This window comes from Rhizorhabdus antheiae, assembly GCF_049889055.1.
Taxonomy (GTDB): Bacteria; Pseudomonadota; Alphaproteobacteria; order Sphingomonadales; family Sphingomonadaceae; genus Rhizorhabdus.
The window spans coordinates 116,283-139,693 of the sequence record NZ_JBLTWO010000005.1; the positions used below are offsets into that span (position 1 = coordinate 116,283).

General features: G+C 66.0%; 19 protein-coding genes and 1 tRNA gene. 9 read left to right on the forward strand and 11 right to left on the reverse strand.

All coding sequences use genetic code 11. The features are described 5' to 3' along the window. Positions 1-98 precede the first annotated feature (98 nt). From ACNI3R_RS11445 to ACNI3R_RS11460, 4 genes are all read right to left on the reverse strand, one after another. Entirely contained in the window at positions 99-3,554 is a 3,456-nt protein-coding gene (locus ACNI3R_RS11445) for an error-prone DNA polymerase (protein ID WP_426183355.1), read from the reverse strand. Beyond that, positions 3,551-5,101 carry a Y-family DNA polymerase gene (locus ACNI3R_RS11450; RefSeq protein WP_426183357.1) on the reverse strand — a complete coding sequence of 517 codons (1,551 nt, stop codon included), beginning with the start codon at positions 5,099-5,101 and terminating at the stop codon, positions 3,551-3,553. Before ACNI3R_RS11450 ends, ACNI3R_RS11445 begins: the two co-directional genes overlap by 4 nt. After that, positions 4,983-5,777 (reverse strand): ImuA family protein, encoded by a 795-nt coding sequence (locus ACNI3R_RS11455; RefSeq protein WP_426183359.1) that lies wholly within the window; start codon positions 5,775-5,777, stop codon positions 4,983-4,985. Before ACNI3R_RS11455 ends, ACNI3R_RS11450 begins: the two co-directional genes overlap by 119 nt. A 325-nt stretch (positions 5,778-6,102) precedes the next feature. Further along, the gene (locus ACNI3R_RS11460) at positions 6,103-9,414 is read right to left on the reverse strand and encodes a type ISP restriction/modification enzyme (RefSeq protein WP_426183361.1); all 3,312 of its coding nucleotides are present in this window, start codon (positions 9,412-9,414) and stop codon (positions 6,103-6,105) included. A 67-nt stretch (positions 9,415-9,481) separates the two neighbouring features. Here ACNI3R_RS11460 and ACNI3R_RS11465 point away from each other — a divergent pair, with 67 nt between their 5' ends. Next, entirely contained in the window at positions 9,482-9,781 is a 300-nt protein-coding gene (locus ACNI3R_RS11465) for a hypothetical protein (RefSeq protein ID WP_426183363.1), read from the forward strand. A gap of 40 nt (positions 9,782-9,821) precedes the next feature. Here ACNI3R_RS11465 and ACNI3R_RS11470 read toward each other — a convergent pair whose 3' ends face one another. The 7 genes from ACNI3R_RS11470 to folK form a co-directional block, all read right to left on the reverse strand. After that, the gene (locus ACNI3R_RS11470; RefSeq protein ID WP_426183365.1) at positions 9,822-10,721 is read right to left on the reverse strand and encodes an EamA family transporter; all 900 of its coding nucleotides are present in this window, start codon (positions 10,719-10,721) and stop codon (positions 9,822-9,824) included. 109 nt (positions 10,722-10,830) lie between these two features. Beyond that, complete coding sequence (gene cysK / locus ACNI3R_RS11475) at positions 10,831-11,748, reverse strand: cysteine synthase A (RefSeq protein ID WP_426183367.1); 918 nt, start codon at positions 11,746-11,748, stop codon at positions 10,831-10,833. Then, positions 11,745-13,034 carry an MFS transporter gene (locus ACNI3R_RS11480; protein WP_426183369.1) on the reverse strand — a complete coding sequence of 430 codons (1,290 nt, stop codon included), beginning with the start codon at positions 13,032-13,034 and terminating at the stop codon, positions 11,745-11,747. The genes cysK and ACNI3R_RS11480 overlap by 4 nt, the downstream gene beginning before the upstream one ends. An 81-nt stretch (positions 13,035-13,115) precedes the next feature. After that, a complete protein-coding gene (locus ACNI3R_RS11485; protein WP_426183371.1) occupies positions 13,116-15,380 on the reverse strand; it encodes an ATP-dependent helicase in 2,265 nt (754 codons plus the stop codon). Positions 15,381-15,532: 152 nt separating this feature from the next. Next, positions 15,533-15,700 (reverse strand): Flp family type IVb pilin, encoded by a 168-nt coding sequence (locus ACNI3R_RS11490; protein WP_426183373.1) that lies wholly within the window; start codon positions 15,698-15,700, stop codon positions 15,533-15,535. Between the two features lie 253 nt (positions 15,701-15,953). Next, positions 15,954-16,029: transfer RNA gene (locus ACNI3R_RS11495), tRNA-Lys, on the reverse strand. Between the two features lie 49 nt (positions 16,030-16,078). Beyond that, positions 16,079-16,576: a 2-amino-4-hydroxy-6-hydroxymethyldihydropteridine diphosphokinase gene (gene folK, locus ACNI3R_RS11500; RefSeq protein WP_426183375.1), complete on the reverse strand. Its 498-nt coding sequence runs from the start codon at positions 16,574-16,576 to the stop codon at positions 16,079-16,081. A gap of 268 nt (positions 16,577-16,844) precedes the next feature. Between folK and ACNI3R_RS11505 the strand changes: the two genes are divergently transcribed. The 8 genes from ACNI3R_RS11505 (at position 16,845) to ACNI3R_RS11540 (ending at position 23,409) form a co-directional block, all read left to right on the forward strand. Next, a complete protein-coding gene (locus tag ACNI3R_RS11505) occupies positions 16,845-17,153 on the forward strand; it encodes an FtsB family cell division protein (RefSeq protein WP_426183377.1) in 309 nt (102 codons plus the stop codon). A 160-nt stretch (positions 17,154-17,313) separates the two neighbouring features. Beyond that, positions 17,314-18,417: a pyruvate dehydrogenase (acetyl-transferring) E1 component subunit alpha gene (gene pdhA / locus ACNI3R_RS11510; RefSeq protein ID WP_426183379.1), complete on the forward strand. Its 1,104-nt coding sequence runs from the start codon at positions 17,314-17,316 to the stop codon at positions 18,415-18,417. Continuing rightward, positions 18,417-19,805, forward strand: coding sequence for a pyruvate dehydrogenase complex E1 component subunit beta (locus ACNI3R_RS11515; RefSeq protein ID WP_426183381.1), 1,389 nt, complete (start codon positions 18,417-18,419; stop codon positions 19,803-19,805). Before pdhA ends, ACNI3R_RS11515 begins: the two co-directional genes overlap by 1 nt. A gap of 96 nt (positions 19,806-19,901) precedes the next feature. Further along, entirely contained in the window at positions 19,902-20,339 is a 438-nt protein-coding gene (locus ACNI3R_RS11520; RefSeq protein WP_426183383.1) for a response regulator, read from the forward strand. Next, positions 20,293-21,015 carry a squalene/phytoene synthase family protein gene (locus ACNI3R_RS11525; protein WP_426183385.1) on the forward strand — a complete coding sequence of 241 codons (723 nt, stop codon included), beginning with the start codon at positions 20,293-20,295 and terminating at the stop codon, positions 21,013-21,015. The genes ACNI3R_RS11520 and ACNI3R_RS11525 overlap by 47 nt, the downstream gene beginning before the upstream one ends. A 38-nt stretch (positions 21,016-21,053) precedes the next feature. Further along, the gene (locus tag ACNI3R_RS11530; RefSeq protein WP_426183387.1) at positions 21,054-21,494 is read left to right on the forward strand and encodes an EF-hand domain-containing protein; all 441 of its coding nucleotides are present in this window, start codon (positions 21,054-21,056) and stop codon (positions 21,492-21,494) included. Positions 21,495-21,555: 61 nt separating this feature from the next. Next, complete coding sequence (locus tag ACNI3R_RS11535; protein WP_426183389.1) at positions 21,556-21,945, forward strand: nuclear transport factor 2 family protein; 390 nt, start codon at positions 21,556-21,558, stop codon at positions 21,943-21,945. 546 nt (positions 21,946-22,491) lie between these two features. Next, the gene (locus tag ACNI3R_RS11540) at positions 22,492-23,409 is read left to right on the forward strand and encodes a trypsin-like serine peptidase (RefSeq protein ID WP_426183391.1); all 918 of its coding nucleotides are present in this window, start codon (positions 22,492-22,494) and stop codon (positions 23,407-23,409) included. Positions 23,410-23,411 lie beyond the last annotated feature (2 nt).

Here is a 23,411-nt window from a genome sequence, read left to right on the forward strand (position 1 = left end):
GTCCCCCTTCTGCTAGCCGGGCGCCGATCTGCCAAAGCCACCCGGCGCCGCAAAGCGCTAAGTGGCGATGCCGCCCTGCCTTGCCGAAATGCGATGGATCAGTGAAAGTCGCGCGAGCGCGGCAGGATGCGGACGTCACGGGGGTGGCTGCCGCGCGGAACAGTGTGGCGCGGCATCTGCGGATGCTCGAACACATCGGCCCGCGACAGTTCAATCTCGGTGCGATGATCCTCGGACAGCCGATCGAGCTCGGCGCTGCGATCATGGACGATCGCGCCCATCAGGTGCACCACACCCTCGGGGCTGCGCTGGATCTCGCCTTCGACCAGCATCAGCCGGGATGCCATCACCTGTCGCCGCTGCACTTCGAAGGTCCGCGCCCACAGCAGGACATTGGTGACGCCGGTCTCGTCCTCCAGCGTGACGAAGATCGCCTTGCCCTCGCCGGGGCGCTGGCGGACCAGCACGACGCCTGCGACCTTCGCCCGCGATCCGTTGCGCGCCGCCGACGCCTCGGCACAGCTGAGCACCCCTTCGCGCCGGAACAGCTCGCGCAGGAACTGCATCGGGTGGCCCTTCAGCGACAGGCGGGTCAGCTGATAATCCGCCGCCACATGCTCGGACAGCGGCATGGCGGGCAGTTGCGCATCGGGCTCCTTGCCCAGCTCGCGAGCGCGCGCCGCCGCAAACAGCGGCAATTCGCCATCGGGCGTCCGGCGCGCTTCCCACAGCGCCGCGCGGCGGTCGAGGCCGATCGACCGGAAGGCGTCGGCATCGGCCAGAAGGCGCAGCGCGCGGCGCGGCAGATCGGCGCGGCGGGCCAGTTCCTCAATGCTCGCGAACGCCCCCTGCCCCCGCGCGGCGACGATCGCCTCTGCCCAGGCCTCGCGAAAGCCGTCGACCTGGCGCAGGCCGATGCGGAGCGCCAGCCGGTCGGGGGGCCCTTCGAGGCTGTTGTCCCAGCCACTGCGGTTGACGTCGATCGCCCGGATCTCGACGCCATGCTCGCGCGCGTCGCGGACGATCTGCGCGGGCGCATAGAAGCCCATCGGCTGGGCATTGAGCAGCGCGCAGGCGAACACCGCCGGATAGCGGCACTTGAGATAGGAGGAGGCATAGACGAGCAGCGCGAAGGACTGGGCGTGGCTTTCCGGAAAGCCATAGCTGCCGAAGCCCTTGATCTGCTCGAAGCAGCGTTCGGCGAAATCGCGCGGATATCCGCGATCGACCATGCCCCCGACCATCTTGCGCTCGAAGGTCGGCATGGTGCCGACATTGCGGAAGGTCGCCATCGCCCGGCGCAGCCGGTTCGCTTCGGCATCGCTGAACCCAGCCGCGACGATCGCCAGCTTCATCGCCTGTTCCTGGAACAGCGGCACGCCCAGCGTCTTGCCGAGCACCTCGCGCAGTTCGTCCGGATCATGGGGCGGCGCCGGCGAAGGAAAGACGACCGGCTCCAGCTTCTGCCGCCGCCGCAGATAGGGATGGACCATGCCCCCCTGGATCGGCCCCGGCCGCACGATCGCCACCTGGATGACGAGATCGTACAGCTCGCGCGGGCGCAGGCGCGGCAGCATGTTGATCTGCGCGCGGCTCTCCACCTGGAAGACGCCGATGCTGTCGCCCGTGCACAGCATGTCATAGACGTCGGGCTGGTCGGGCGGGATCGTCGCCAGCGCATAGTGGCGCCCGATATGGGTCTCGATCAGCGCGAAGGCCTTGCGGATGCAGGTCAGCATGCCCAGCGCCAGGATATCGACCTTCATCAGCTTCAGCGCGTCGATATCGTCCTTGTCCCATTCGATGAAGGTACGGTCGTCCATCGCCGCATTGTGGATCGGGACGGTCTCGTCGAGCCGGTCCTCGGTCAGGATGAAGCCGCCGACATGCTGCGACAGATGGCGCGGGAAGGTCAGCAGCTGCCCGACCAGCATGTTGAGCCGGCCGATCTCGACATTGGCGGGATCGAAGCCGGTCTCATGGAAGCGCTTCTCCTCCATGCTCGACGAGAAGCTGCCCCAGATGGTCGAGGTCAGGCGGGTCGCGATATCCTCGCTGAGGCCCAGCACCTTGGCGATCTCGCGCACCGCGCTGCGCGGCCGGTAATGGATGACGGTCGCGGCGATGCCGGCGCGGTCGCGGCCATAGCGGCCATAGATATATTGCATCACCTCCTCGCGCCGCTCATGCTCGAAGTCGACGTCGATGTCGGGCGGCTCCTTGCGGTCCTCGGAGATGAAGCGCGAGAAGAGCAGCTTGTTCGCGACCGGATCGACCTCGGTGATACCGAGGACGTAACAGATCACCGAATTGGCCGCCGACCCGCGCCCCTGGCACAGGATCTTCCGCCCGCGCGCGAAGCGGACGATGTCGTGCACCGTCAGGAAATAATAGGCATATTGCTCCTTGCGGACGAGCTTCAGCTCGGTCTCGACGAGGTCCAGCACCTTCTGGCCGGGCGCGTCGCCATAGCGCCAGCGCACCCCGTCGGCGACGAGCTTCTCGAGCCAGGCCTGCGGGGTCCAGCCCTCGGGCACCGGCTCGTGCGGATAGACATAACTGAGCTGTCCGAGGTCGAAACCGACCCGCTCGAGCAGACGTGCGCCTTCGCCCACCGCCTGCGGATGATCGACGAAAAGCCGCGCCATTTCGCGACCGGGCTTGAGGTGACGCTCGGCATTGACCGCGAGCCGCGTCCCCGCCTCCTCGATCTTCAGGCCCAGCCGGATGCAGGTGACGATGTCGTGCAGCTGGCGTTGCGCCGGGGTGGCGTAGAGCGCGTCGTTGGTCGCGAGCAGCGGGACCGACAATTCGCCCGCGAGCCGCGCCAGCCCGGCGATGCGGCGACGGTCGCGCCCCGCATAGCGCATGGTGACGCCGAGCCAGAGCCGGTCGGGCGCCGCGCGGTTCAGAAGGGCCAGCACCTGCCGCAACCGGTCCTGCCGTCCGTCCGCAGGAGGCACGGTCGATGGTGCGAGCCTGACCCCGTCGACCGTCGCAAGCGCCAGAGGAGGCCGCCCTTCGCTGCTCTCCTCCACGGATTGCGTGGTCGCCTCGGGATGGAGTCCCTGCCAGCTCGGGTGTGGCCGGGCGCCCTCCCCTCCCAGCACCAGCCCTTCGCCATCGGGGATCACCACCAGCAGCAGATCATCGAGATGGCCGAGCAGGTCGGCGAGGAACAGGATGCAGTCGCCCTTGATCGCGCGCCGGTTGCCGACCGTGAGCAGGCGGGTCAGCCGCCCCCAGCCATGGCGGGTCGCGGGATAGGCGACGATGTCGGGGGTGCCGTCGACAAAGACGAGGCGCGCCCCGGTGGCCAGCTTGAAGGGGAAATCCGGAAGGCCCTCTTCGGCAGCCTTCTCGCGCGCGTCACGCAGCGCCTTCCACGCGCGGACCACGCCGGCGACGCTGTTGCGGTCGGCAATGCCGAGGCCGGCATGGCCGGCGGCAAGCGCGGCTGCAACCATGTCCTCGGCAGGCGAAGCCCCGCGCAGGAAGCTGTAATTGCTCGCCGCCACCATCTCGGCAAAGGCCGGATCGGGTCGGCGTCTCATGCGAACAGGCCATGGATATACCAGGCGGGGCTGTTCGCCTCGCGCTCGTAAAGGCCCAGGCGGAACAGCCAGAAGCGCCGCCCCTTGCCGTCTTCCACGCGGTAATAATCGCGACTGAGCCCGGCATTGTCGGCGCGCTTCCACCACAGCGAACCGATCCGCTCGGGCCCTTCGGCCAGCGTCACCTCGTGCAGCTCGCGCCGCCAGCGGAAGCGCTGGGGCGGCCCGTCGGGAACGCCCGCCACCACCTCGATCGGCTGGGGCGGGTCAAAAAGATAGGTCGGGCGCAGCGGCGGCTCGCCCCGCTCAGGCTCGGGCCAGGGGCCGGCGGGCCCGGCCTCGATGGCAGGAAAGGCGAAGGCCGCCTGTTCGGGAATGTGGCTGTCGCGCGGTGCCAGCCGCCTGACCCGGTTGCGGCCGAGCCGGGTGGAGAGGCGGTCGAGCAGTTGCGCCAGTTCGCCCTCGGCCAGCGCCCCGCCCTCGAGCGGCAGCTGGATCGGGGCCATCGCTTCGAACACAGGCACCGCCAGACGCACCAGATCGAAGCCGAAGCCCGGATCGACCGGATCGGCCAGCGCGGCAAGGCGTTCGTCGAACAGCCGCATGATCGTCGCGGGATCGCGCACCGGCAGGCCGGTTTCGACGCGCAGCCGCCGGACGAGGCCATCGGTGCGATAGAGCTGCGCCTCGAAGCGGCGCCCGCCGCGATGCGCCTCCTCCATCCGCCGCGCGGCCCCTGCCATCAACTCGCCGATCGCGGCGAGCGCCGCCTCGGTGCGGCCGATCGGCTCGGCGAAGCGGCGTTCGAGCTGCAAGGCCGGCTCTGGACGGCGCGGGGTAATGCGCAGGTCGCGGCCACCGGCGACGCGGGCCAGCCGGTCGGCGGCGGCCTCGCCGAAGCGCGCGGACAGCAATTGCGAGGGCCGCGCGCGCAGGTCGCCGATCCGCTTGAGCCCGGCGCGGCGCAAGGCGACCGCCTCCTCTCCGCCAAGCTCGAGCGCTTCGACCGGCAGGCTTTCGATGGGCGCCTCCCCCGACCGCGCGTGGCGGGCCAGCGCATGGGCGGCGTCGGGGGTGTCCGCCAGCGCGCTGCGCGTGGTCAGCCCCAGCCGCTCCAGCCGCGCGCGCAGGTCTGCGAGCAAGCCCTCCTCGCCGCCGAACAGATGCGCGCAGCCGCTGATGTCGAGCAATAGGCCGTCGGGCGGGCCGATCGCCACCATCGGCGTATAGCGGTCGCACCCGTCGGCGATCGCCTCGATCAGGCGCGCATCCTCGGCCGGATCGGCATCGACGACGCCCAGATCGGGATGACGCGCGCGGGCATCGGCGAGCGACAGGCCGGGCACCAGCCCCAGGTCGAGCGCGGCCCGGCTCGACGCGACGAGCCGGATCGCGCCTTTCTGCTTTTCGACGAGGACGAAGGGCGCATCAGGCGGAAAGCCGGGCCGCGCCTGTCCGCTCCGGATCGCCCGCGCCAGCCGCTCGCTCGCCAGCAGCGGGAAGACCAGCGCCAGATAGCGGCGCTTCGCGGAAATGGTGTTCGTCACGATTCCACTCCAGCAACATGCGCATGCCTTCCAGCCCTCCGCGATGGCGCAACAATTCGATTTCGATGGCGGGATGGCCAGGCGCCCCCGCCTCCAGCGGCGCCGAGGCCGAGGAGCGGACCCGCCAGCGGCTATAGGCCGCGCTCGGCACCGGCTCCCCCTCCGCCCGCAGCAGCAGCACGGTCACCCCCGATTTCTCCGCCGCGACCGCCAGCCGCCTTGTGGCGGTCAGATCCAGCCCCCGCGCCGCCTTCCATGGCTCGATCAAGAGGACCGACAGCTGTGCGCAGCGCACCGCGTCCCCCGCCGCGCGGAGCAACGCCGCCTCGTCGGGTGCGACGATCTCGATCAGGCGCGCCGGATCGAAGCCCAGTTCGGCCAGCCCCGGACCATAAAGGCATCCCCCTGCCCGCACCGCCCCGTCCTGCCGCAGCCACAGCAGCGGCCCCGTCCCCGCGCGCATCGCCAGCATCAGCCCCGCACCGGCGAGCGCCGCGCGGTCGTCCGGCTCGGCGGCGAAGAGTTCGTGCAACCGGCCCTTCGGCAGGCCCCCACCCAGCTGCACGTCGAGGGAAACGCTACCCAGGGGGAAGAGCACGCTTTCGACGGGCTTCGGGCCCTCGATCGCGGCAATGCGCGCCCGAAGGTCGGCCAGGAAGGGGGACGACTCGCTCATGATATTTGTTCTTGTTATGTTCTTATCCTCCTTCTCCCGACAGCGAGTCAAGCCGGGTTGGAGGATCAGGCGGTGGGGATAACCGCAAAAGCCAGCAGCAGCGCATCGGACAGCGCCAGCAGGCCGAGGATGCTGCGGGCGGCGATCAGTTCGAGGGTCGGCATCGGGCTGTGCTCCATAAGGATGCCCCCTCCTGCCACGCCGGTCTTGCGCCCTGTCGTCAGAGCCGAAATCTTTTGAAACCGCCTGTAACGAAGCGCCGCTTCAATCCCCGAACGCCGCCAGGATCGGACAAGGGCCCGCCTCCCCGGCGGCACATTCACGCTCAGCCGCTCATCTTACTGGCGGGAATCAGGGGGCCGTCACAGATCCGCTTGAGCAGGTCGGCCTGTTTCGGCTCCAGTTCGACCAGCAGCGCCAGGACATTGAGCACATTGATCAGCTCGCTGGTATATTCGGGCAGCCAGCGATCGGGCTGGATCTCGCCCAGCGGAGACGGCGGGCGCCTGTCACCGATCACTGGGCGTTCGCGGTTCTTGCGGCGATAGCTGAACCACTGACGCAACACCTGCTTACCCGACACCTCATAGTCCCAAACGGCGGGCGGCACATTGTCGATGAAGCCGGTGCCGACGAGCAGGCGGCGCTTTGCCGCATCATAGTCGATCGTGTCGGGAAATCCCTCGGTCGTCGAGGGGATCGCCCCCTCCTTGGGCAGGGTCGGGCCACCCTCCGCGACACGCGGGGGCCGGGGCGGGTCTTCGGTGGCGAAGCGTTCGCCGAAGCTGTGCAGCCGGATCACCTCGCGACCCAGTATCGCGGCCTCGGCGAACAGCGTTGCATCGGCGGTCAGGGGCACGCGCAGGCCCGGGCGGACAAGGTCCTCGGCGAAGCTGGCGGTATAGGCCGGATGCGCGAGCAGCGCCGCGACATAGGCAAAGACATCGACCGGATCGACCGGCGCACCGAACGCCTTGGACAGGTGCGCGACGACTGCCGGAGAGACATTGGATTCGGTCGCGGCGGCGTTCTTCCAGAGGGCGAAGACGCGACCGCCGAATGAGCCCATATATTGATGGAGATCCGGTATCAACGCGGTAGCTGAGATGGCAGGCCCCGACTTCGGGCTGTGCGCCATCAGCGCCGAGAGATAGATCTGCTGATCGCTATAATTATCCCACAACCCTGGATTTGGCTGATTTATCACCCGCGCATCCGGCAGAATATACTGCCGGTCGAACGAGCGGAAACCATATCGAACCGGCGCCTCTCCGGCGAGGGCGCGACGCGCCAAAAGCCGGAGCTTCTCATTTTCATCATCGATCTGCTTCGGCGCATCTTCGATGGCGGTCAGCACTTCGCGTTGAGGCCACCAAAGCGCCTTCCCCGATTTGCCGATATGCCGGTCACCGGGTTTCCCATCGCGCATATGGGGCTGGAAGAGCATGGCGCGCTTCTCAGCATTCGGTTCGTCGATCAGTCCTGCCCAACGTCGCTTCAGCGACGCCTCATCCGGCGCGATGATCCATGTACGGCCCGGCATCACCCCCGAGCCGCAATCGCCGATCACGGCATCGAGCGGAGCGAACGCGCCCCAGCCTTCACGCAGTTCAGGCAGGAACGGCGAGCGAGGATCGAAGGCGCAATCACTCCACCCCTTGCCGCCCAGCGTGATGGTCTTCAGCTCCTCGAATTTTCGCTCACGATGCCCTTTGGCAAGTGCGCGATACCGTACCCGCCCGGCCCCCTCGCCCGGCGAGCGCGAGCGACTGGCGAGCACGATGCAGACCGGGTGCTGCACGCCCTGAAAAATGCGCGTCGGCACGTCGGGCTGATGGCCTTCGGGCGAACAGTCGATCACCCAGATATCGTCGCACTGGCTACGGAGATCGGCGCGCATTTTCTGGAAACCGGGTCCGTTGAGGAAACCCGACACGGTGATGTAGCAGACCATCCCGGCGAGCTTTTCTTCGACCGGCGGCTGCTTGTCGCGCCCGCCTGCGCCCTGCTCGAACACCTTCCACGCCGCCCAGCGCCAGAAATAGATGTAGAGATTGCGCAAATGCTTGGCGTGAGTCCCAACTTTCCAGGCCTTTGGCGGCTGCCAGTCGGCGAGTGGCGCAACCTTGTTGTTAGTGCCGCTTTCGACCCATGCCCCCTTGCCCTTGGCCTTTTCCTTATAGGGCGGGTTGCCGATCACCACGGTGATCGGTTCGCTGCGCTTGACCTTGTTCGCCTCGGTCCGCGATTTCGAAATCTCGCGATAGATGCCCTGACCCGTTTCGAGATCGGCAAAGGGATCGCCCAGCGTATCGGTCACGAACAGGCGCGGGGTCGCGTCTGCGCCGATCTCCAACATCTCCGCCAGCAGCCGCAACTGCGCCACGGCGAAGGCGCCGAATTGCAGTTCGAAGCCGATCAGCCGCTCGGCAATTTCGGTCATGGACGCCGCGACATTGCCTTCGCCGTCGCGCGCCGCAACGGTCTCCTTGATCCGCTCGATCAGGCCGAGCAGGAAAGTGCCCGATCCGGTGGCGGGATCGACGATATGGACGTCCTTGCCGGCCAGCCCGTCGGCGATTCCGAAACGCGGGCTTTTCAGCGCCTCGTCGCACAGCCGCACCATGGTGCGCACCACCTCGGGCGGGGTGTAATAGCTGCCGGTCAGCTTGCGCAGCTTATTGTCGTAAACCTCAAGGAAATTCTCGTAAAAATAGAGCCAGGCCTCGGGATCGCCCTTGGACACCTTCGCCCAGGACACCTCGTCCAGAACGCGGGTCAGCGTGTCGAGCGCGGGGCCGAGATTCAGGTCCTGCTCGGTCAGCAGCCGGAGCGCCGTGCCGATCAGCGTATTGGCCTTGCCCAATTCCTTCGCGACATGATCGAGCCCGCCGGTCAGCGCCATGTCTTTCGACTTCGCCATCAGCAGGCCGAAGGTGACCGCCTGCGCATAGCCATCGGCGAACTTGTCGTCGTCGGCATCGGGGAAGAGCAGCGCCTTCCAGTCGTCCTTCAGGTCCGTCAGCTTAGGATTCTTTTGCGAGGTGCCGAGCTGTTCCAGCACCTCGTCGCGCAGGAACCGGCACAGCCGCGCCGAGACGCGGGCCAGTTCGTTCGCGCTTTTGGGAGCGATGGGATTCCAGGTGAGGAAATCATTGAGCAGCGGCAGGAATGTCTGCGGCGCGGCGAGCTTCGCGCCGGCATGCTCGACCCCGCCGTCGAGATGGACGATCTGCCCGACCAGCGCCCCATCACGCCACAGCGAGAAGCTGTCGCCGTCGGTGTAGAGCAGGTTGGGCAGCGCCTTGAGCTTGTCCCATTGCTCCTTGTCGTGGCCGGTCTTCCACTTGCGCGGATCGGCTCCCTTGCCGGGTGCCTTCACCTCGATGAAGCCGACCAACGCATTGTTGACCTTGACCGCATAATCGGGCCGGGTGCGCATCTCGGCGAGCGAGGTTTCCCCGATCATCACGAGATTGTGGACGGCAGGATGCAGGATCGCCGCGACGTCGGCGAAGAGCGTTTCGAGCGGAGCGCGCAGCTGGTCTTCCGGCTGACCGTCCCCGCCCGCCAGCTTGGCCCTGGCCGAGGCGCCGAAATCTCCCACTGTTTTTTCGATGGTTTTGGCTTGCGTCATCCGATGCCCCCCGTTCATATTCTGTCGCACAGGGCGCGCGATGCCCGCAACGGCTTTGGACAGGTAAATGGCGGAAAACTCTGGCGATCTGTTCGGTGGTGCGGCCCAGCTGGGCTTCGACCTCGGCGACTCGGCGGCTGCGCCCTCCTATGAGCCGGATCGCGACGAAATCCGCCGTGAGTTGCAGGACCTTTTGAACGAGGCGAGAAGCGCTCAAAGTGAATGTCCGTGGGACGAGCGGACGTTCAAATATCACAAGGTCGTTTTCCCGCAGATGGCGAACTGGTTGCCCGAGGATGAGCGCGACCAGCTGCGGTTCGAGTTCGCCAGGGAAGTCGAACGGATCGAGTTGCTGCTGGCGGCGTGACCTTGCGGATGGTCGGCCGCCGCGCTTCGGTACCCGATGTCTAAACGACCGGCTTGCGGCGCTCTATCATCGGCCAGAGCGTGTTTAACGCCAGCCCCCCGATCACGAGCGCAGCCGCGCCGATCTTCCAGCCGGGCAGCGCCTCGCCCAGCACCAGCGCCGAGGTGCCCATGCCGAAGATCGGCACGAGCAAGGCGGTCGGCGAGATGCTGGCCGCCGGATGGCGCGACAGCAGCCAGCCCCAGGCGGCATAGCCGAACAGCGTGTTGCCGACCGACTGCCACAGCACCGCCGCCCAGGCGCCGCTACCGGCGTGGGAGATCGCCTGCGTCATGGCGGGCCAGCCTTCCATCACCAGCGAGGCAGCGAACAGCGGTGGGATCGAGAAAAGGCTCGCCCAAACGACGAACCCCAGCATGTCGCTGGTACCGCTCGCCTTGGCGATATGGTTGCCGCAGCCCCAGCTGAGCGAGGCGATGAGCGTCAGGAGCAAGCCGAGCGGGGTCGCGCTGGCATCGCCGTGCAGGATGATAAGCGCGATGCCGCTGGTCGCGATCAGCAGCGCCAGCCCCTGATAAGCGCGCATCCGTTCGCGGTTGACCAGCATCGCCAGCCCGATGGTGAAGAAGACCTGGCTCTGCACCACCAGCGAGGCGAGCCCCGGCGAGATATGCCCACGCATCGCGATATAGAGCAGGCCGAACTGGCCGAAGCCGATCAGCACGCCATAGGCCGCAAGCGAGCGCCAGCGCACCGCCGGGCGGCGGATGAAGAAGGCGGCCGGCAGGAAGGCGAAGGTGAAGCGCAGCGTTGCGAACAGCAGCGGCGGCAGTTCGTCGAGCGCCAGCCGGATCACCACGAAATTGGTGCCCCACACCGCGACGATCGCCAAAGCGAGCAGCAGATGCGAAGCGGGCAGATGATGGCCGGTGCGATCCATGGGACCGCTGTCTAGGGCGTCCGGCCGCACCGGAACATCCCTACAATCCGACTATATTGTCACGGGAACGATGCCGCCCGCCATGGTCGGGTGGACGGCATCGCAATCGTCATTCGGGCAGGAAGTCGGGCACCGACAGATAGCGCTCGCCGGTGTCGTAGTTGAAACCGAGCACGCGCTTGCCCGGAAATTCCTTCAGCTTCTGCGCAATGGCGGCGAGCGTCGCACCCGAACTGATCCCGACGAGCATGCCTTCCTCGCGCGCCGAGCGGCGGGCATAGTCTTTGGCATGGGCGGGATCGACCTGGACCACGCCGTCGAGCAGCTGGGTGTGGAGATTGGCGGGAACGAAGCCGGCGCCGATGCCCTGGATCGGGTGCGGACCGGGCTGGCCGCCCGAGATGACCGGCGAGAGGGTCGGCTCGACCGCGAACACCTTGAGGTCGGGCCAGCGCGCCTTGAGCACCTGGGCTGCGCCGGTGATGTGACCGCCCGTGCCGACGCCGGTGATCATGAGGTCGATCGGCTCATCCTTGAAATCGGCGTAGATTTCCTCTGCGGTGGTGCGGACATGCACCTCGATATTGGCCGGGTTCTCGAACTGCTGCGGGATCCAGGCGCCCGGCGTCTCCGCCTGCAGTTCCAGCGCGCGCTCGATCGCGCCCTTCATGCCCTTTTCGCGCGGGGTCAGGTCGAAGCTCGCGCCATAGGCGAGCATCAGCCGGCGGCGTTCGAGCGACATGCTCTCCGGCATGACGAGGACGAGCTTGTAGCCCTTGACCGCCGCGACGAGCGCGAGGCCGATGCCGGTGTTGCCGCTGGTCGGCTCGATGATCGTGCCGCCGGGCTTGAGCTTGCCGCTGCGCTCGGCATCCTCGATCATCGCCAGCGCGATGCGGTCCTTGATCGAGCCGCCGGGGTTGCTCCGCTCGGACTTGATCCACACTTCGGCGTCGCCGAACAGCCGGTTGACGCGAACGTGCGGGGTTCCGCCGATCGTTTCCAAGATCGATGCAAATCTGGTCATGCTGCCTTCTCCTGGCCTGGAACATCATCTAACGATGCGGGCGCATCGAGGGTCCTTGCCCGCAATATCTCGGGAAAGAGGCGCGCCCACAAGGCCGCCACGAGGATCGTGCCGATCCCTCCAGCGACAACCGCTGCGACCGGGCCGACGAGCGCAGCGAGGAAACCCGATTCCGCTTCGCCCAGCTCGTTCGAACCGGAAATGAACAGGGTCGACACCGCGCCCACCCGCCCGCGCATCGCGTCGGGCGTGTAGAGCTGGATCAGCGACTGGCGCACATAGACCGACACCATGTCGGCGGCACCGAGCAGGGCGAGACAGGCCAGCGCGACGGCCATCGGATCGGTTGCGCGATAGGACAGACCGAAGGCGATCGTGCCGACGCCGAAGACGGCGACCGCGATCAGCAGCTTAAGCCCGACATTGCTGCGCAGCGGGAACCGTCCCAGCCAGAAGGCGGTGAGCGCCGCGCCGACCGCAGGGGCCGCCCGCAGATGGCCGAGCCCCGACGATCCGATGTGCAATATGTCGCGCGCATAGATAGGCAGCATCGCGGTGGCGCCCCCGAGCAGCACCGCGAACAGGTCGAGCGAGATCGCGCCGAGCACCAGCCGGTTGCGCCGCAGATAGGAGAAGCCCTCGAGCATCTGCTCCCAGGGCTTGCCCCCGCGCGCGAGCACCGTGCGCGGCACGGGGCCGATCAGGAACAGCATCAGCGTAGCAAAACCGAGCAACACCGCCGCCACCGCATAAGCGAGCGGTGGATCGATCGCATAGAGATAGCCGCCGACGGGCGGCCCGGCGATGGCACCGACCTGCCACGCAAAGGAACTCATCGCGATCGCCTGGGGCAGCAGCGGGCGCGGCACCAGATTGGGCGACAGCGCCTGGAGCGCCGGCGCGGCGAAGGCCCGCGCGACGCCGAGCAGCGCGGCGATCGTGAACAAAGCCGGCAGGCTGATCCGGTCGGTCCAGGTCAGATAGCCGAGCGCGACCGCGCAGACGAGTTCGAGGGCCGTCGTTGCGCGGGCGATCCAGCGACGGTCGAAGCGGTCGGCGGCAAGCCCGGTCACCAGCGTCAGCAACATCAGCGGCAGGAACTGCGCGACGCCGATCAGGCCGAGCTGGAGCGCCGCCTCTCGCGGAGCCATCGTTCGCCGGGCGACGTCATAGACCTGCCAGCCGATGATCACGACCATGCCGTTGAGCGCGATCGTCGAGGTGAAGCGGGCCAGCCAAAAATGGCGGTAGGCCGGAATGGAGAAGGGAGACTCGCGCATGGCCATGGCTCTCTCTAGGCGCTGGGATCGATCGACCGCAACAGGCTCGGGCGGCGGCGCATGCAATTTCTACTGATATGCTAGAAATTATTTCTCGGCCGGCGAAACGAAGCTGTCGAGCACCCGCTTGCGGCCCGAATGCTCGAAGTCGATCTCCAGCTTGTTGCCCTCGATCTCGACCACCACGCCATAGCCGAACTTCGTGTGGAACACGCGCTGGCCGAGCGCGATGTCCTTGCGCGCCGGCTGGGCGAAGCTGACCGCCGAGGCGCGCGCCTCGACCACCCGCGCACCCGTCTGCGGAGCGCCGAGCCCGCCGGCGGCGGTTGCCCGCTGCCATCCGGGGCCCCTGCCCTGGCTGCGCCCAACATGCGCGAAGGGATCGGCATGTTCGGACCACTGCGCCCGCCACAGCGATTCCCCGCCCGACATGGTCGTCTCGGATTCGAGATGCGCCGCCGGCAGTTCGGCGATGAAGCGCGACGGGATCGACGAGGTCCATTGCCCGTAGATTCGCCGGTTCGCGGCGTGGAGGATCGTGCAGCGCCGCCGCGCGCGGGTGATCGCGACATAGCCGAGCCGCCGCTCTTCCTCGAGACTGGCGAGCCCGCCTTCGTCGAGCGAACGCTGCGACGGGAACACCCCCTCCTCCCATCCGGGCAGGAAGACCGTGTCGAACTCCAGCCCTTTGGCGGCGTGGATCGTCATGATCGTCACCTTCGCGCTGTCGGCGTCGGCGTCATTGTCCATGACGAGGCTGACATGTTCGAGGAAATCGCCGAGCGTGGCATAATCCTCCATCGCCCGCGTGAGTTCGCTCAGATTTTCGAGCCGACCCTCGGCCTCGGTCGACTTCTCGTTCTGCAGCATCGCGACATAGCCAGACTCCTCCAGCACCTGCCGGGTCAGTTCGGCATGCGGCAGCTGCGACAGCAGATCGCGCCAGCGGGCGATGTCGCCGACCAGATTGCCGAGCGCGCGCCGCGCCTGCGGGGTCAATTCGTCGGTGCCGAGGATGCGCGCGGCGGCGAGCGTCATCGGGATGCCCTCGATCCGCGCCAGCTGGTGGACCTTGGCGACCGCCTTGTCCCCCAATCCGCGCTTGGGCGTGTTGACGATCCGTTCGAACGCAAGATCGTCGGCCGGCTGGCTGATCACCCGCAGATAGGCGAGCGCATCGCGGATTTCGGCACGCTCGTAGAAGCGGAAGCCGCCGACGATGCGATAGGGCAAGCCGATCGCAATGAAGCGGTCCTCGAACTCGCGCGTCTGGAACTGGGCGCGGACGAGGATGGCGACCTGGTCGAGCCCGCGTCCCGATCGCTCATGTGCCTCGATCTCGTCGCCGACGCGCCGCGCCTCTTCGGGGCCGTCCCAGATACCGATCACGCGGACCTTTTCGCCATCGGCTTCCTCGGTCCACAGCGTCTTGCCGAGCCGCCCGCCATTGTTCGCAATCAGCCCGCTCGCCGCTGCCAGGATATGCGGCGTCGACCGGTAATTCTGTTCGAGGCGGATGACTGCCGCACCGGGAAAGTCCCGCTCGAAGCGCAGGATGTTGGCGACCTCGGCGCCGCGCCAGGAATAGATCGACTGATCGTCGTCGCCGACGCAGCAGATATTCTTGCGCTCCTGCGCAAGCAGCCGGAGCCACAAATATTGGGAGCTGTTGGTGTCCTGATATTCGTCGACCATCACATAGCGGAACCGGTCCTGGTAAAAGGCCAGGACATCGCGGTGCGTCTTCAATATGGTCAGCATGTGCAGCAGCAGGTCGCCGAAGTCGCAGGCGTTCACCGCGCGCAACCGCTCCTGATATTGCTCGTACAGCTCGCCGCCGCGCCCGTTCGCGAACTGCTCGGCCTCGCCGGCGTCGATGTCGGACGGCGTCAGCCCGCGATTCTTCCAGCGATCGATCAGCCCGGCCAGTTGCCGCGCGGGCCAGCGCTTCTCGTCGAGGTCCGCCGCCGCCAGCAGCTGTTTGAGCAGCCGCAGCTGGTCGTCGGTGTCGAGGATGGTGAAGCTGGAGGTCAGGCCGACAAGCTCGGCATGTCGGCGCAGCATCCGCGCAGCGACTGCGTGGAAAGTGCCGAGCCAGGGCATTCCCTCGACCGCCTCGCCGAGCATGCGTCCGACCCGATCGCGCATCTCGCGCGCAGCCTTGTTGGTGAAGGTGACCGCCAATATCTCCGACGGGAAGGCCCGACGGGTGGCGACGAGATGGGCAAGCCGTGCGGTCAGCGCGGCGGTCTTGCCGGTCCCCGCCCCGGCCAGGACCAGGACGGGCCCTTCGGTGGTGAGAACGGCCTCGCGCTGCGGCTCGTTGAGACCGCGCAGATAGGGCGGCTCCAAAGCGGGGGAATCCTGGGTCACCCGCGAACAGTTAGGGAACGAAAAGCGGAGGAGCAAGGCCCCTCCGCCTCCGGTCGTACCGCTGCCCAGGGTTTCCCCGGCCGGCAGATACGCACCGGCCGGGGCAGCGGAAGCTCAGAAAAGAAGAAGGCTCAGGACGCCTTCATGTTGTTGCTGACGTTGGTGAAGGTCGTGGTCAGCTGGTTGCCCAGCGCCGACATCGCCGTGATCGCCGCAACCGCGATCAGCGCCGCGATCAGACCATATTCGATCGCCGTGGCGCCGCGATTGTCCCGCGCAAGCTTGAAGATTTTCCGCATTCTCTATTCCCTTCCGACCCGATCGTGATGAGGATTAGCGCGGAGCCCTTAAACGCCTGTAACGGGCTAGGGTTAAGCGCCCGACAACCAAGAGAAAGGCAAAAAGGGAAGAAGAGGTGTCGCCGACATCGGTAGCGTCGGCGGGCTGCGAATTCGATTGCGGATATCACGAGCACGGCGTTCCAAACGGCCATGACCGGACGGCATGCCGGGGTTCGATGGCGCGTCGCGCCGATATGCTCTGGGAAAAATCTGGTGGGTCCGCCGGGATTCGAACCCGGGACCTCTCGATTAAAAGTCGCTTGCTCTACCGACTGAGCTACGGACCCACCGAAGCCGCCTCCCTATGAGCCGCGCGCCTCCGGGTCAACCAGAACGTCAGCTCAGGCTATAGCGGTTCAGACGATGCCGCGCGTGGCGAACTGTGCGGGCCGATCGGCCCACCCGCCACCCCGGCACGATATGTTCGAGCGGACGCAGGACGAAATCGCGGCGCTCGATTTCGCGGTGGGGAATGTGCAGCGCCCGCCCGCGTTTGCGACTCCAGCGGCCACCCGACCAGAGCAATATGTCGAGGTCGATCACACGGCTTCCCCAGCGACGCCCCCGACGCCGGCCGAACCGGACCTCAACATCTTTCAGCAGGTCGAGCAGGGCTGAAGGATCGAGCGGTGTGCGGACGAGGATCGCGGCATTGGCGAAGCGGCGGGCGGAAGGGCCCAGCGGCGGGGTGGCCAGGATCGCGGAGCGGGCCTCGATCGACAGTCCGGCAGCGGCCAGCGCAGCGATCGCGCCACGCAGCACGTCGGATGGCGCGCCGAACCGCCCATGCCACCGGTTCGATCCCAGTCCGATCGCATAGAGATGAAGCACCATGGCCGAGCCTATAGGCGCGTCGCCGAAACCATTCCATCGGCGTGGCGGGACAAGCTGCCATGTCCTGTCGACAAGCCCGACCACCACCACTCGTAGCCATCGAACCCATTCCACGCCTGCACCCACCACATCTTGTGTAAGTACGGTTCAACCACCGCCTGCACGGACTGTCGCGCCCGCCTCGGCTCGACGAAATTTGCCATGGAATCAGGGCGAAACGACACGAAAAAGGCTTGATCCGGGGACTCAGAGGTGATTCTGTCTTTGGATGAATCGCGCGCCCCTCATCCAGGCTGCACGCAGCGCCGCACTGCCGGCGGTGGCGATTCTCATCATCGGCTATTTCGCCGGTTCGGCGCTGGTCGGTCCCAATGGACTGCTTGCGCTCGGCGGTTATCGGTCGGAGCTCGCGCGCAAGTCTCAGGAACTCCACCGGATGGAGACGGTCAGGGCGAAGCTGAGCCATCATGCCCGCCTGCTCGACCCCTCGCGCGTGGACCCTGATTTCGGCGAGGAACTCGTGCGCAAATCCACCGGTCAGGTCCGCCCCGACGAGATCATCATTCCGCGCAACTGACCTTCGCCGATAGCCGCCGCAATCCATAGCGGCAGGCAATTTGATTGCGGGAGGCGACAATATTTTAACGTGCCTGCCGTTCGATTGCGTTGAAATCGCAGCGCGCGCGGGCCTATATGCGCGGAGTCACCCCTCCCCGGGACACCAAGGAGCCATAAGCTTGGCGAAACCAGCACAGCCCCGCGCCGCCGCGAAGAAGACGACGGCGCGCGCCCCCGCATCCTCCACCGCCAAGGCCGCTGCGGCCATGCCGCCGGTGCCTAATCGCGAACGACCGGCCGAACCGGAGCGCTATGAAGCGACCAAGGAGGAGATGCTCGAATTCTACCGGCAGATGTTGCTTATCCGTCGCTTCGAGGAAAAGGCGGGCCAGCTCTACGGCCTCGGCCTGATCGGTGGCTTCTGCCACCTCTATATCGGCCAGGAAGCGGTCGCCGTCGGGCTCCAGTCGGCGCTCGAAGTTGGCAAGGACTCGGTGATCACCGGCTATCGAGACCATGGACATATGCTTGCCTATGGCATCGATCCGAAGGTGATCATGGCCGAGCTTACCGGACGCGCCGCCGGCATCAGCCGCGGCAAGGGCGGTTCGATGCACATGTTCTCGGTCGAGCACCGTTTCTATGGCGGCCACGGTATCGTCGGCGCGCAGGTCAGCCTGGGTGCCGGCCTCGCCTTCAAGCATAAATATTCGGGCGATGGCGGCGTTGCCATGGCCTATTTCGGCGACGGTGCCGCGAACCAGGGCCAGGTCTACGAAAGCTTCAACATGGCCGAGCTGTGGAAGCTCCCGATCATCTTCGTGATCGAGAACAACCAGTACGCCATGGGCACCAGCGTCAACCGCGCCTCGTCGGAAGACCAGCTCTATCGCCGCGGCGAGAGCTTCCGCATTCCCGGCATCCAGGTCGACGGCATGGACGTGCTCGCCGTGCGCGGCGCGGCGGAGGAAGCCGTGAAGTGGGTCCGCGACGGGAAGGGCCCGATCCTGCTCGAGCTCAAGACCTACCGCTATCGCGGCCATTCCATGTCCGACCCGGCCAAATATCGCTCGCGCGAGGAAGTCCAGTCGGTGCGAGACAAGTCCGATCCGATCGACCATCTCAAGAAGGAGCTGGAAGCGCTCGGCGTCACCGAGGACGATCTGCGCAAGCTGGAGAAGGACATCCGGGCAATCGTGACCGAGGCGGCGGATTTCGCCGAGCAGTCGCCCGAACCCGAGCTCGACGAGCTCCATACAGACGTGCTGGTGGGACAATATTGATGGCTGTCGACCTTAAGATGCCCGCGCTTTCCCCGACGATGGAGGAAGGCACCCTCGCCAAATGGATGGTGAAGGAAGGCGATGTCGTCAGATCGGGCGACATCCTGGCCGAAATCGAGACCGACAAGGCGACGATGGAATTCGAAGCGGTCGACGAAGGCACGGTTGCCGAAATCGTGATCGCCGCAGGCACCGAAGGGGTGAAGGTCGGCACCGTGATCGCCCGTATCGCGGGCGACGATGAGGACGCAACCCCTCAGGCGAAGCCTGCCCCCGCCGCAGCCCCGGCACCGAAGGCCGCCGAACCCAAGGCCGACAAGCCGAAGACCGAAACCGGCACCGCGCAGCTGGTGACCGGTGCCGCCCCGGCCGTGGCCGATCCCGAAGTCCCCGAGGGCACCGAGATGGTCAAGACGACCGTTCGCGAAGCGCTCCGCGACGCCATGGCCGAGGAAATGCGCGCCGATGGCGACGTGTTCGTGATGGGCGAGGAAGTGGCGCAATATCAGGGTGCCTATAAGGTGACCCAGGGGCTGCTCGACGAATTCGGCGACAAGCGCGTCATCGACACGCCGATCACCGAATATGGCTTTGCCGGCATCGGCACGGGCGCGGCGATGGGCGGACTGAAGCCGATCGTCGAGTTCATGACGTTCAACTTCGCGATGCAGGCGATCGACCACATCATCAATTCGGCCGCCAAGACCAATTATATGTCGGGCGGACAGATGCGCTGCCCGGTCGTGTTCCGTGGCCCGAACGGCGCCGCCGCGCGCGTCGCCGCGCAGCACAGCCAGAATTTCGCGCCATGGTATGCGTCGGTCCCCGGCCTGATCGTCATCTCGCCCTATTCGGCGGCAGATGCGAAGGGCCTGTTGAAGGCAGCGATCCGTTGCCCCGATCCGGTCGTCTTCCTCGAGAACGAACTGCTTTACGGTCAGAGCTTCGACGTGCCCAAGCTCGACGACTATGTCCTGCCGATCGGCAAGGCCCGGATCGCCCGCCCCGGCAAGGACGTGACGATCGTCAGCTATTCGATCGGCGTCGGCGTTGCGCTGGACGCTGCAGCGAAGCTGGAAGCCGAGGGTATCGATGCGGAGGTGATCGACCTGCGCACGCTGCGCCCGCTCGACAAGAAGACGGTGCTCGAAAGCCTGAAGAAGACCAACCGCATGGTCGTGGTCGAGGAAGGTTGGCCGGTCTGCTCGATCGCGTCCGAACTCAGCGCGATCGCCATGGAAGAGGCGTTCGACGATCTCGACGCGCCCGTCCGCCGTGTCACCAACCTGGACATCCCGATGCCCTATGCCGCCAATCTGGAAAAGGCGGCGCTGCTCAAGGCGTCGGATGTGGTGGAGGCCGTAAAGGCTGTGACCTATCGCGGCTGACTGCCCGAAAAGCCATAACCGTCCCGCATATTGCGGGGAGGCCGATCGCGCACATGTGTTACACTGCTCCCGAGTCGCGTACTCGGGAGCGGTCACATGCCTGATGACCTTAAGTATAAGGCCGAGGACATACCCCTGATCTTGCGGGAAGCCACGCACTCTCCACGGCTGCTCTACGTCGAGGATATGGTCGAGATCGCCGAGGTTACCTGCCTGATGCTGGAGGACCTTGGCCTCGACATCACTGTCGTCAACTCGGCTGAGGAAGCCCTCGCCCTGACGGAACCCGAGACCGCCCATTTCGACATCGTCCTGACCGACGTCGTTCTGCCGGGGTTGAGCGGGATCCACCTGGCGCGCCGGCTCAACCGCCGCTGGCCGGACCTGCCGATCATCCTTGTCAGCGGCTATAGCGAGGAACTGGCACTCGGCTATGCCAACCAATATGAACTCATTCGCAAACCGTTCAGCCGGGGCACCCTGATCGATGCGCTCCAGCGCCATCTCGACGCCAGCGTCCATCCCCGCACCTGACATATTCTCGCTCGCCGACCCTGAAAGAGCGCTGGCCCTCAGCCACGCCGTCGCCGACCGCCGCTCGGCGCTGGCCACGCTGTGGGCACTCGACGAGCGCATGGGGGCGATCGTCGCAGCGGCCCGCGATCCGCTGATCGGATCGATGCGGCTCGTCTGGTGGCGCGATGCCCTCGAAGCGCTCGACGATCAGAACGCCAAAGTTCCGGCCGAACCGCTATTGCAGGCGCTGGCGGCCTCGCTTCTGCCTGCAGGACTGCGCGGAGGCGAGATGGCAGCCCTGGAGGAAGGCTGGGCCGCGCTCCTCGAAGGCGAAGCGATTGCGCCGGACCAGATCGGCGCCCATGGAGCCGGCCGCGGCGCGCCGCTGTTCCGGCTGTCCGCACGTCTGCTCGGGCAAGAGCCGGGGGATATAGATGCTGCGGGCGCCGGCTGGGCGCTGGCCGATCTCGGCCACCGCCTCCAGTCGTTCGAGAGCCGCGAACTGGCGAGAGCGGCGGCCCGGGACCGCCTCGCGCGGGTCGATATCGGCCGCTGGCCACGCAGTCTCCGCCCGCTCGGCCTGCTGGTGGTGCTCGCGCGGCAAGATGCCGAACTGCCGGCCGGACAGCGCCGTCGACAGGCTTCTCCAAAACGGTTGTTTCGCAGTCTCGCCTACGCGCTGCTCGGACGATAGACTGGTCCCCGGAGACGGGATTGCGGGGAGAGCGAGCGATGTGGCGCTATCTGGCGGTTGGAGCGGCGGGCCTCATGCTGGCAGGCGGCGGCCTGATGCTGTGGCGGAGCGACGCGGCGGGCCCCGAGATCCCGCCACCGGCTCAAACCGCCGCCGCCAGCGACGCGCCCATGTCCGTCCCGCCGGCAGCCAGCGAGAAGACCCGCGAGGAAAAGCGCTTCGGCCGTTATGACAAGGACAAGGACGGCAAGATCAGCCGCAACGAATATCTGGCGAGCCGCCAGAAGGCCTATGCGAAGCTCGACGCAAATGGCGACGGGCGGCTGAGCTTCGAGGAATGGTCCGCCAAGACGAGCGAACGCTTCGCCAAGGCCGATGCCGATCGCAGCAATATCCTGACCCCGGAGGAATTTGCGACCACCAAGGTTCAGCGCAAGTCGGCCCGCCCCGTCCCCTGCATTCCCGAAGCCGAGAGCTGACGGGGAGGCGTGGCGACCTCATGCTATACGGCAGGCACAGGCCTAAGGTGACCGAGGAACCATGACCACAGCTGCCGAACTTTCCATCCGCGTGCGCCGCGCCGCGTTCAACCGCGCGATCGCCGAAGGTGATCTCGCCGCAATCCAGCCGCTGCTTGCACCCGACGTCGTCATGGTAACGGGCAGCGACAGCGCGGTGATTGGGGGTCGCAAAGCCCAGCTGGCGGTGTGGAAGCGGGAATTCGCCCAGCAGGGACGCGAAATCTATGTGCGCACTTCTGAGAGCATAGTCATCTCGGCCGTCGAACCGCTCGCGCTGGAGACGGGCCAATGGGACTCGATCGCTCCCGGCGGCGGGACGCCGTCCTGCGGCGGCAGCTATAGCGCGAAGTGGCGCGAGGTCGGCGACCATTGGGTACTCGAAGCGGAGATATTCGTCACCCTGCGCTGATTTGCGAATGCATGAGGCTATGCGGAAACGCAGGCTTCGAGGTGAGCGATCTGGTTGAAGCAGAACGCGGTCGACCCGCCTTCGTGCCCAAGGGAATAGACAAAGGTCTTACCGACCGCCCCTTCAGAGAAATTCGTCTAATAATCAATCTGATATTCAGAACGTGAAATTGCCCTCACGAAGTTTCCGCAGCTTTGCGAGCGAGCTTGGGTAACCCGATTTTCACCCCCTTGTGATGGAATGGCCGCTGTCGCCAACCGAACCGAAAGGGTGAGCCATGAAAGCCAATCAAAGCCCTTCAACGTGGGCAGGGCGGACGGAAGTCCTGTCCGCTGCTCCGTCCATTCCCCTCGAGATGGCAGCAGCGATTATGCATGGGGAAACTGCCGCAGATCCGTTGGCAACCAGGTTTCTGAACGCATGGCCTCCCGGAGCCGGGATTGAAATCGGGGTCGGCATCCCAGGTAGGGCCGAAGCGATCTTTGCCTGACCGAAGCCAATAATGCGGTCGCGTCCGGCTGGTGCAATCTAGACAGGGTAAACTTCATGCTGCTTCGGAAGCCTTCGAAGAGCGGTATCGAATGCCGTATTTCAAGACTCGCGCTGTTCCCGTCGCTGGTCGCGGCGATCGCATGGCCAGCACCTTCGGCTGCCATATTGCTGGCGGGCAGACCAAAGTCCGACCAGTTCAGCTGGTCGAACGACCTCGCAACACGATTTGACACGGTCGGCGAGATCCAATGCCATGATCCAGCCAATCCCAGCGTCGCCAAGTCGGCAACGGGCTGGATCGTAGGCAGTAGCGACACAGTCGTAACGGCCGCCCACCTGTTTTTCCAGCGATCACGCGCAGGCGGCAGAGGGAGCAACACCCTGTCGCCCAGGCAATGCACCTTCCGCCTCTATGACGGCCAAGGCGCGTTGCGCGACGTTATCGGCTTTCGGTACGGACTGTCGGAATGGGCGGATGCGCGCCATCGCTATGACAGCTCCTATGATGTGGCAGTGCTCAAGCTTGAACGCCGGGTTGCCGTCAGATCGATTCCCGCCGTCAAGATTTTGAACCGCCTCTCCACGCCGACGGTCAAACTGGCCGCATTTCATGGTGGACCCCTGAGGAGAGAGCATCCCTGGCTGACGAGCGGCCAGACCAAGCTGTTCCCCAGCAACGTCGTCGTCGACCATGACTATGACATGCGGATCAGCGACACGTGGCGCATGTTGGCGGCGTCGGCGGATTCAACACCAGGCTCGTCTGGCGGAATGTATTTCGACTCAGCCCAGAATGCAGCCATCGGCATTCATGTCGGGTCACTCTGCGCCCAGGGTCAAACTCGCTATGATCCGGCAAGTTGCTTCAACTACGGACTTCGCTTTGATGCGCAAATTCTCAAAATGATCGACAGCGTCGCGACCGACAACCCGCCGATGGCGCAGGTCATCGTACCGAACCGAGATCCCTAGAG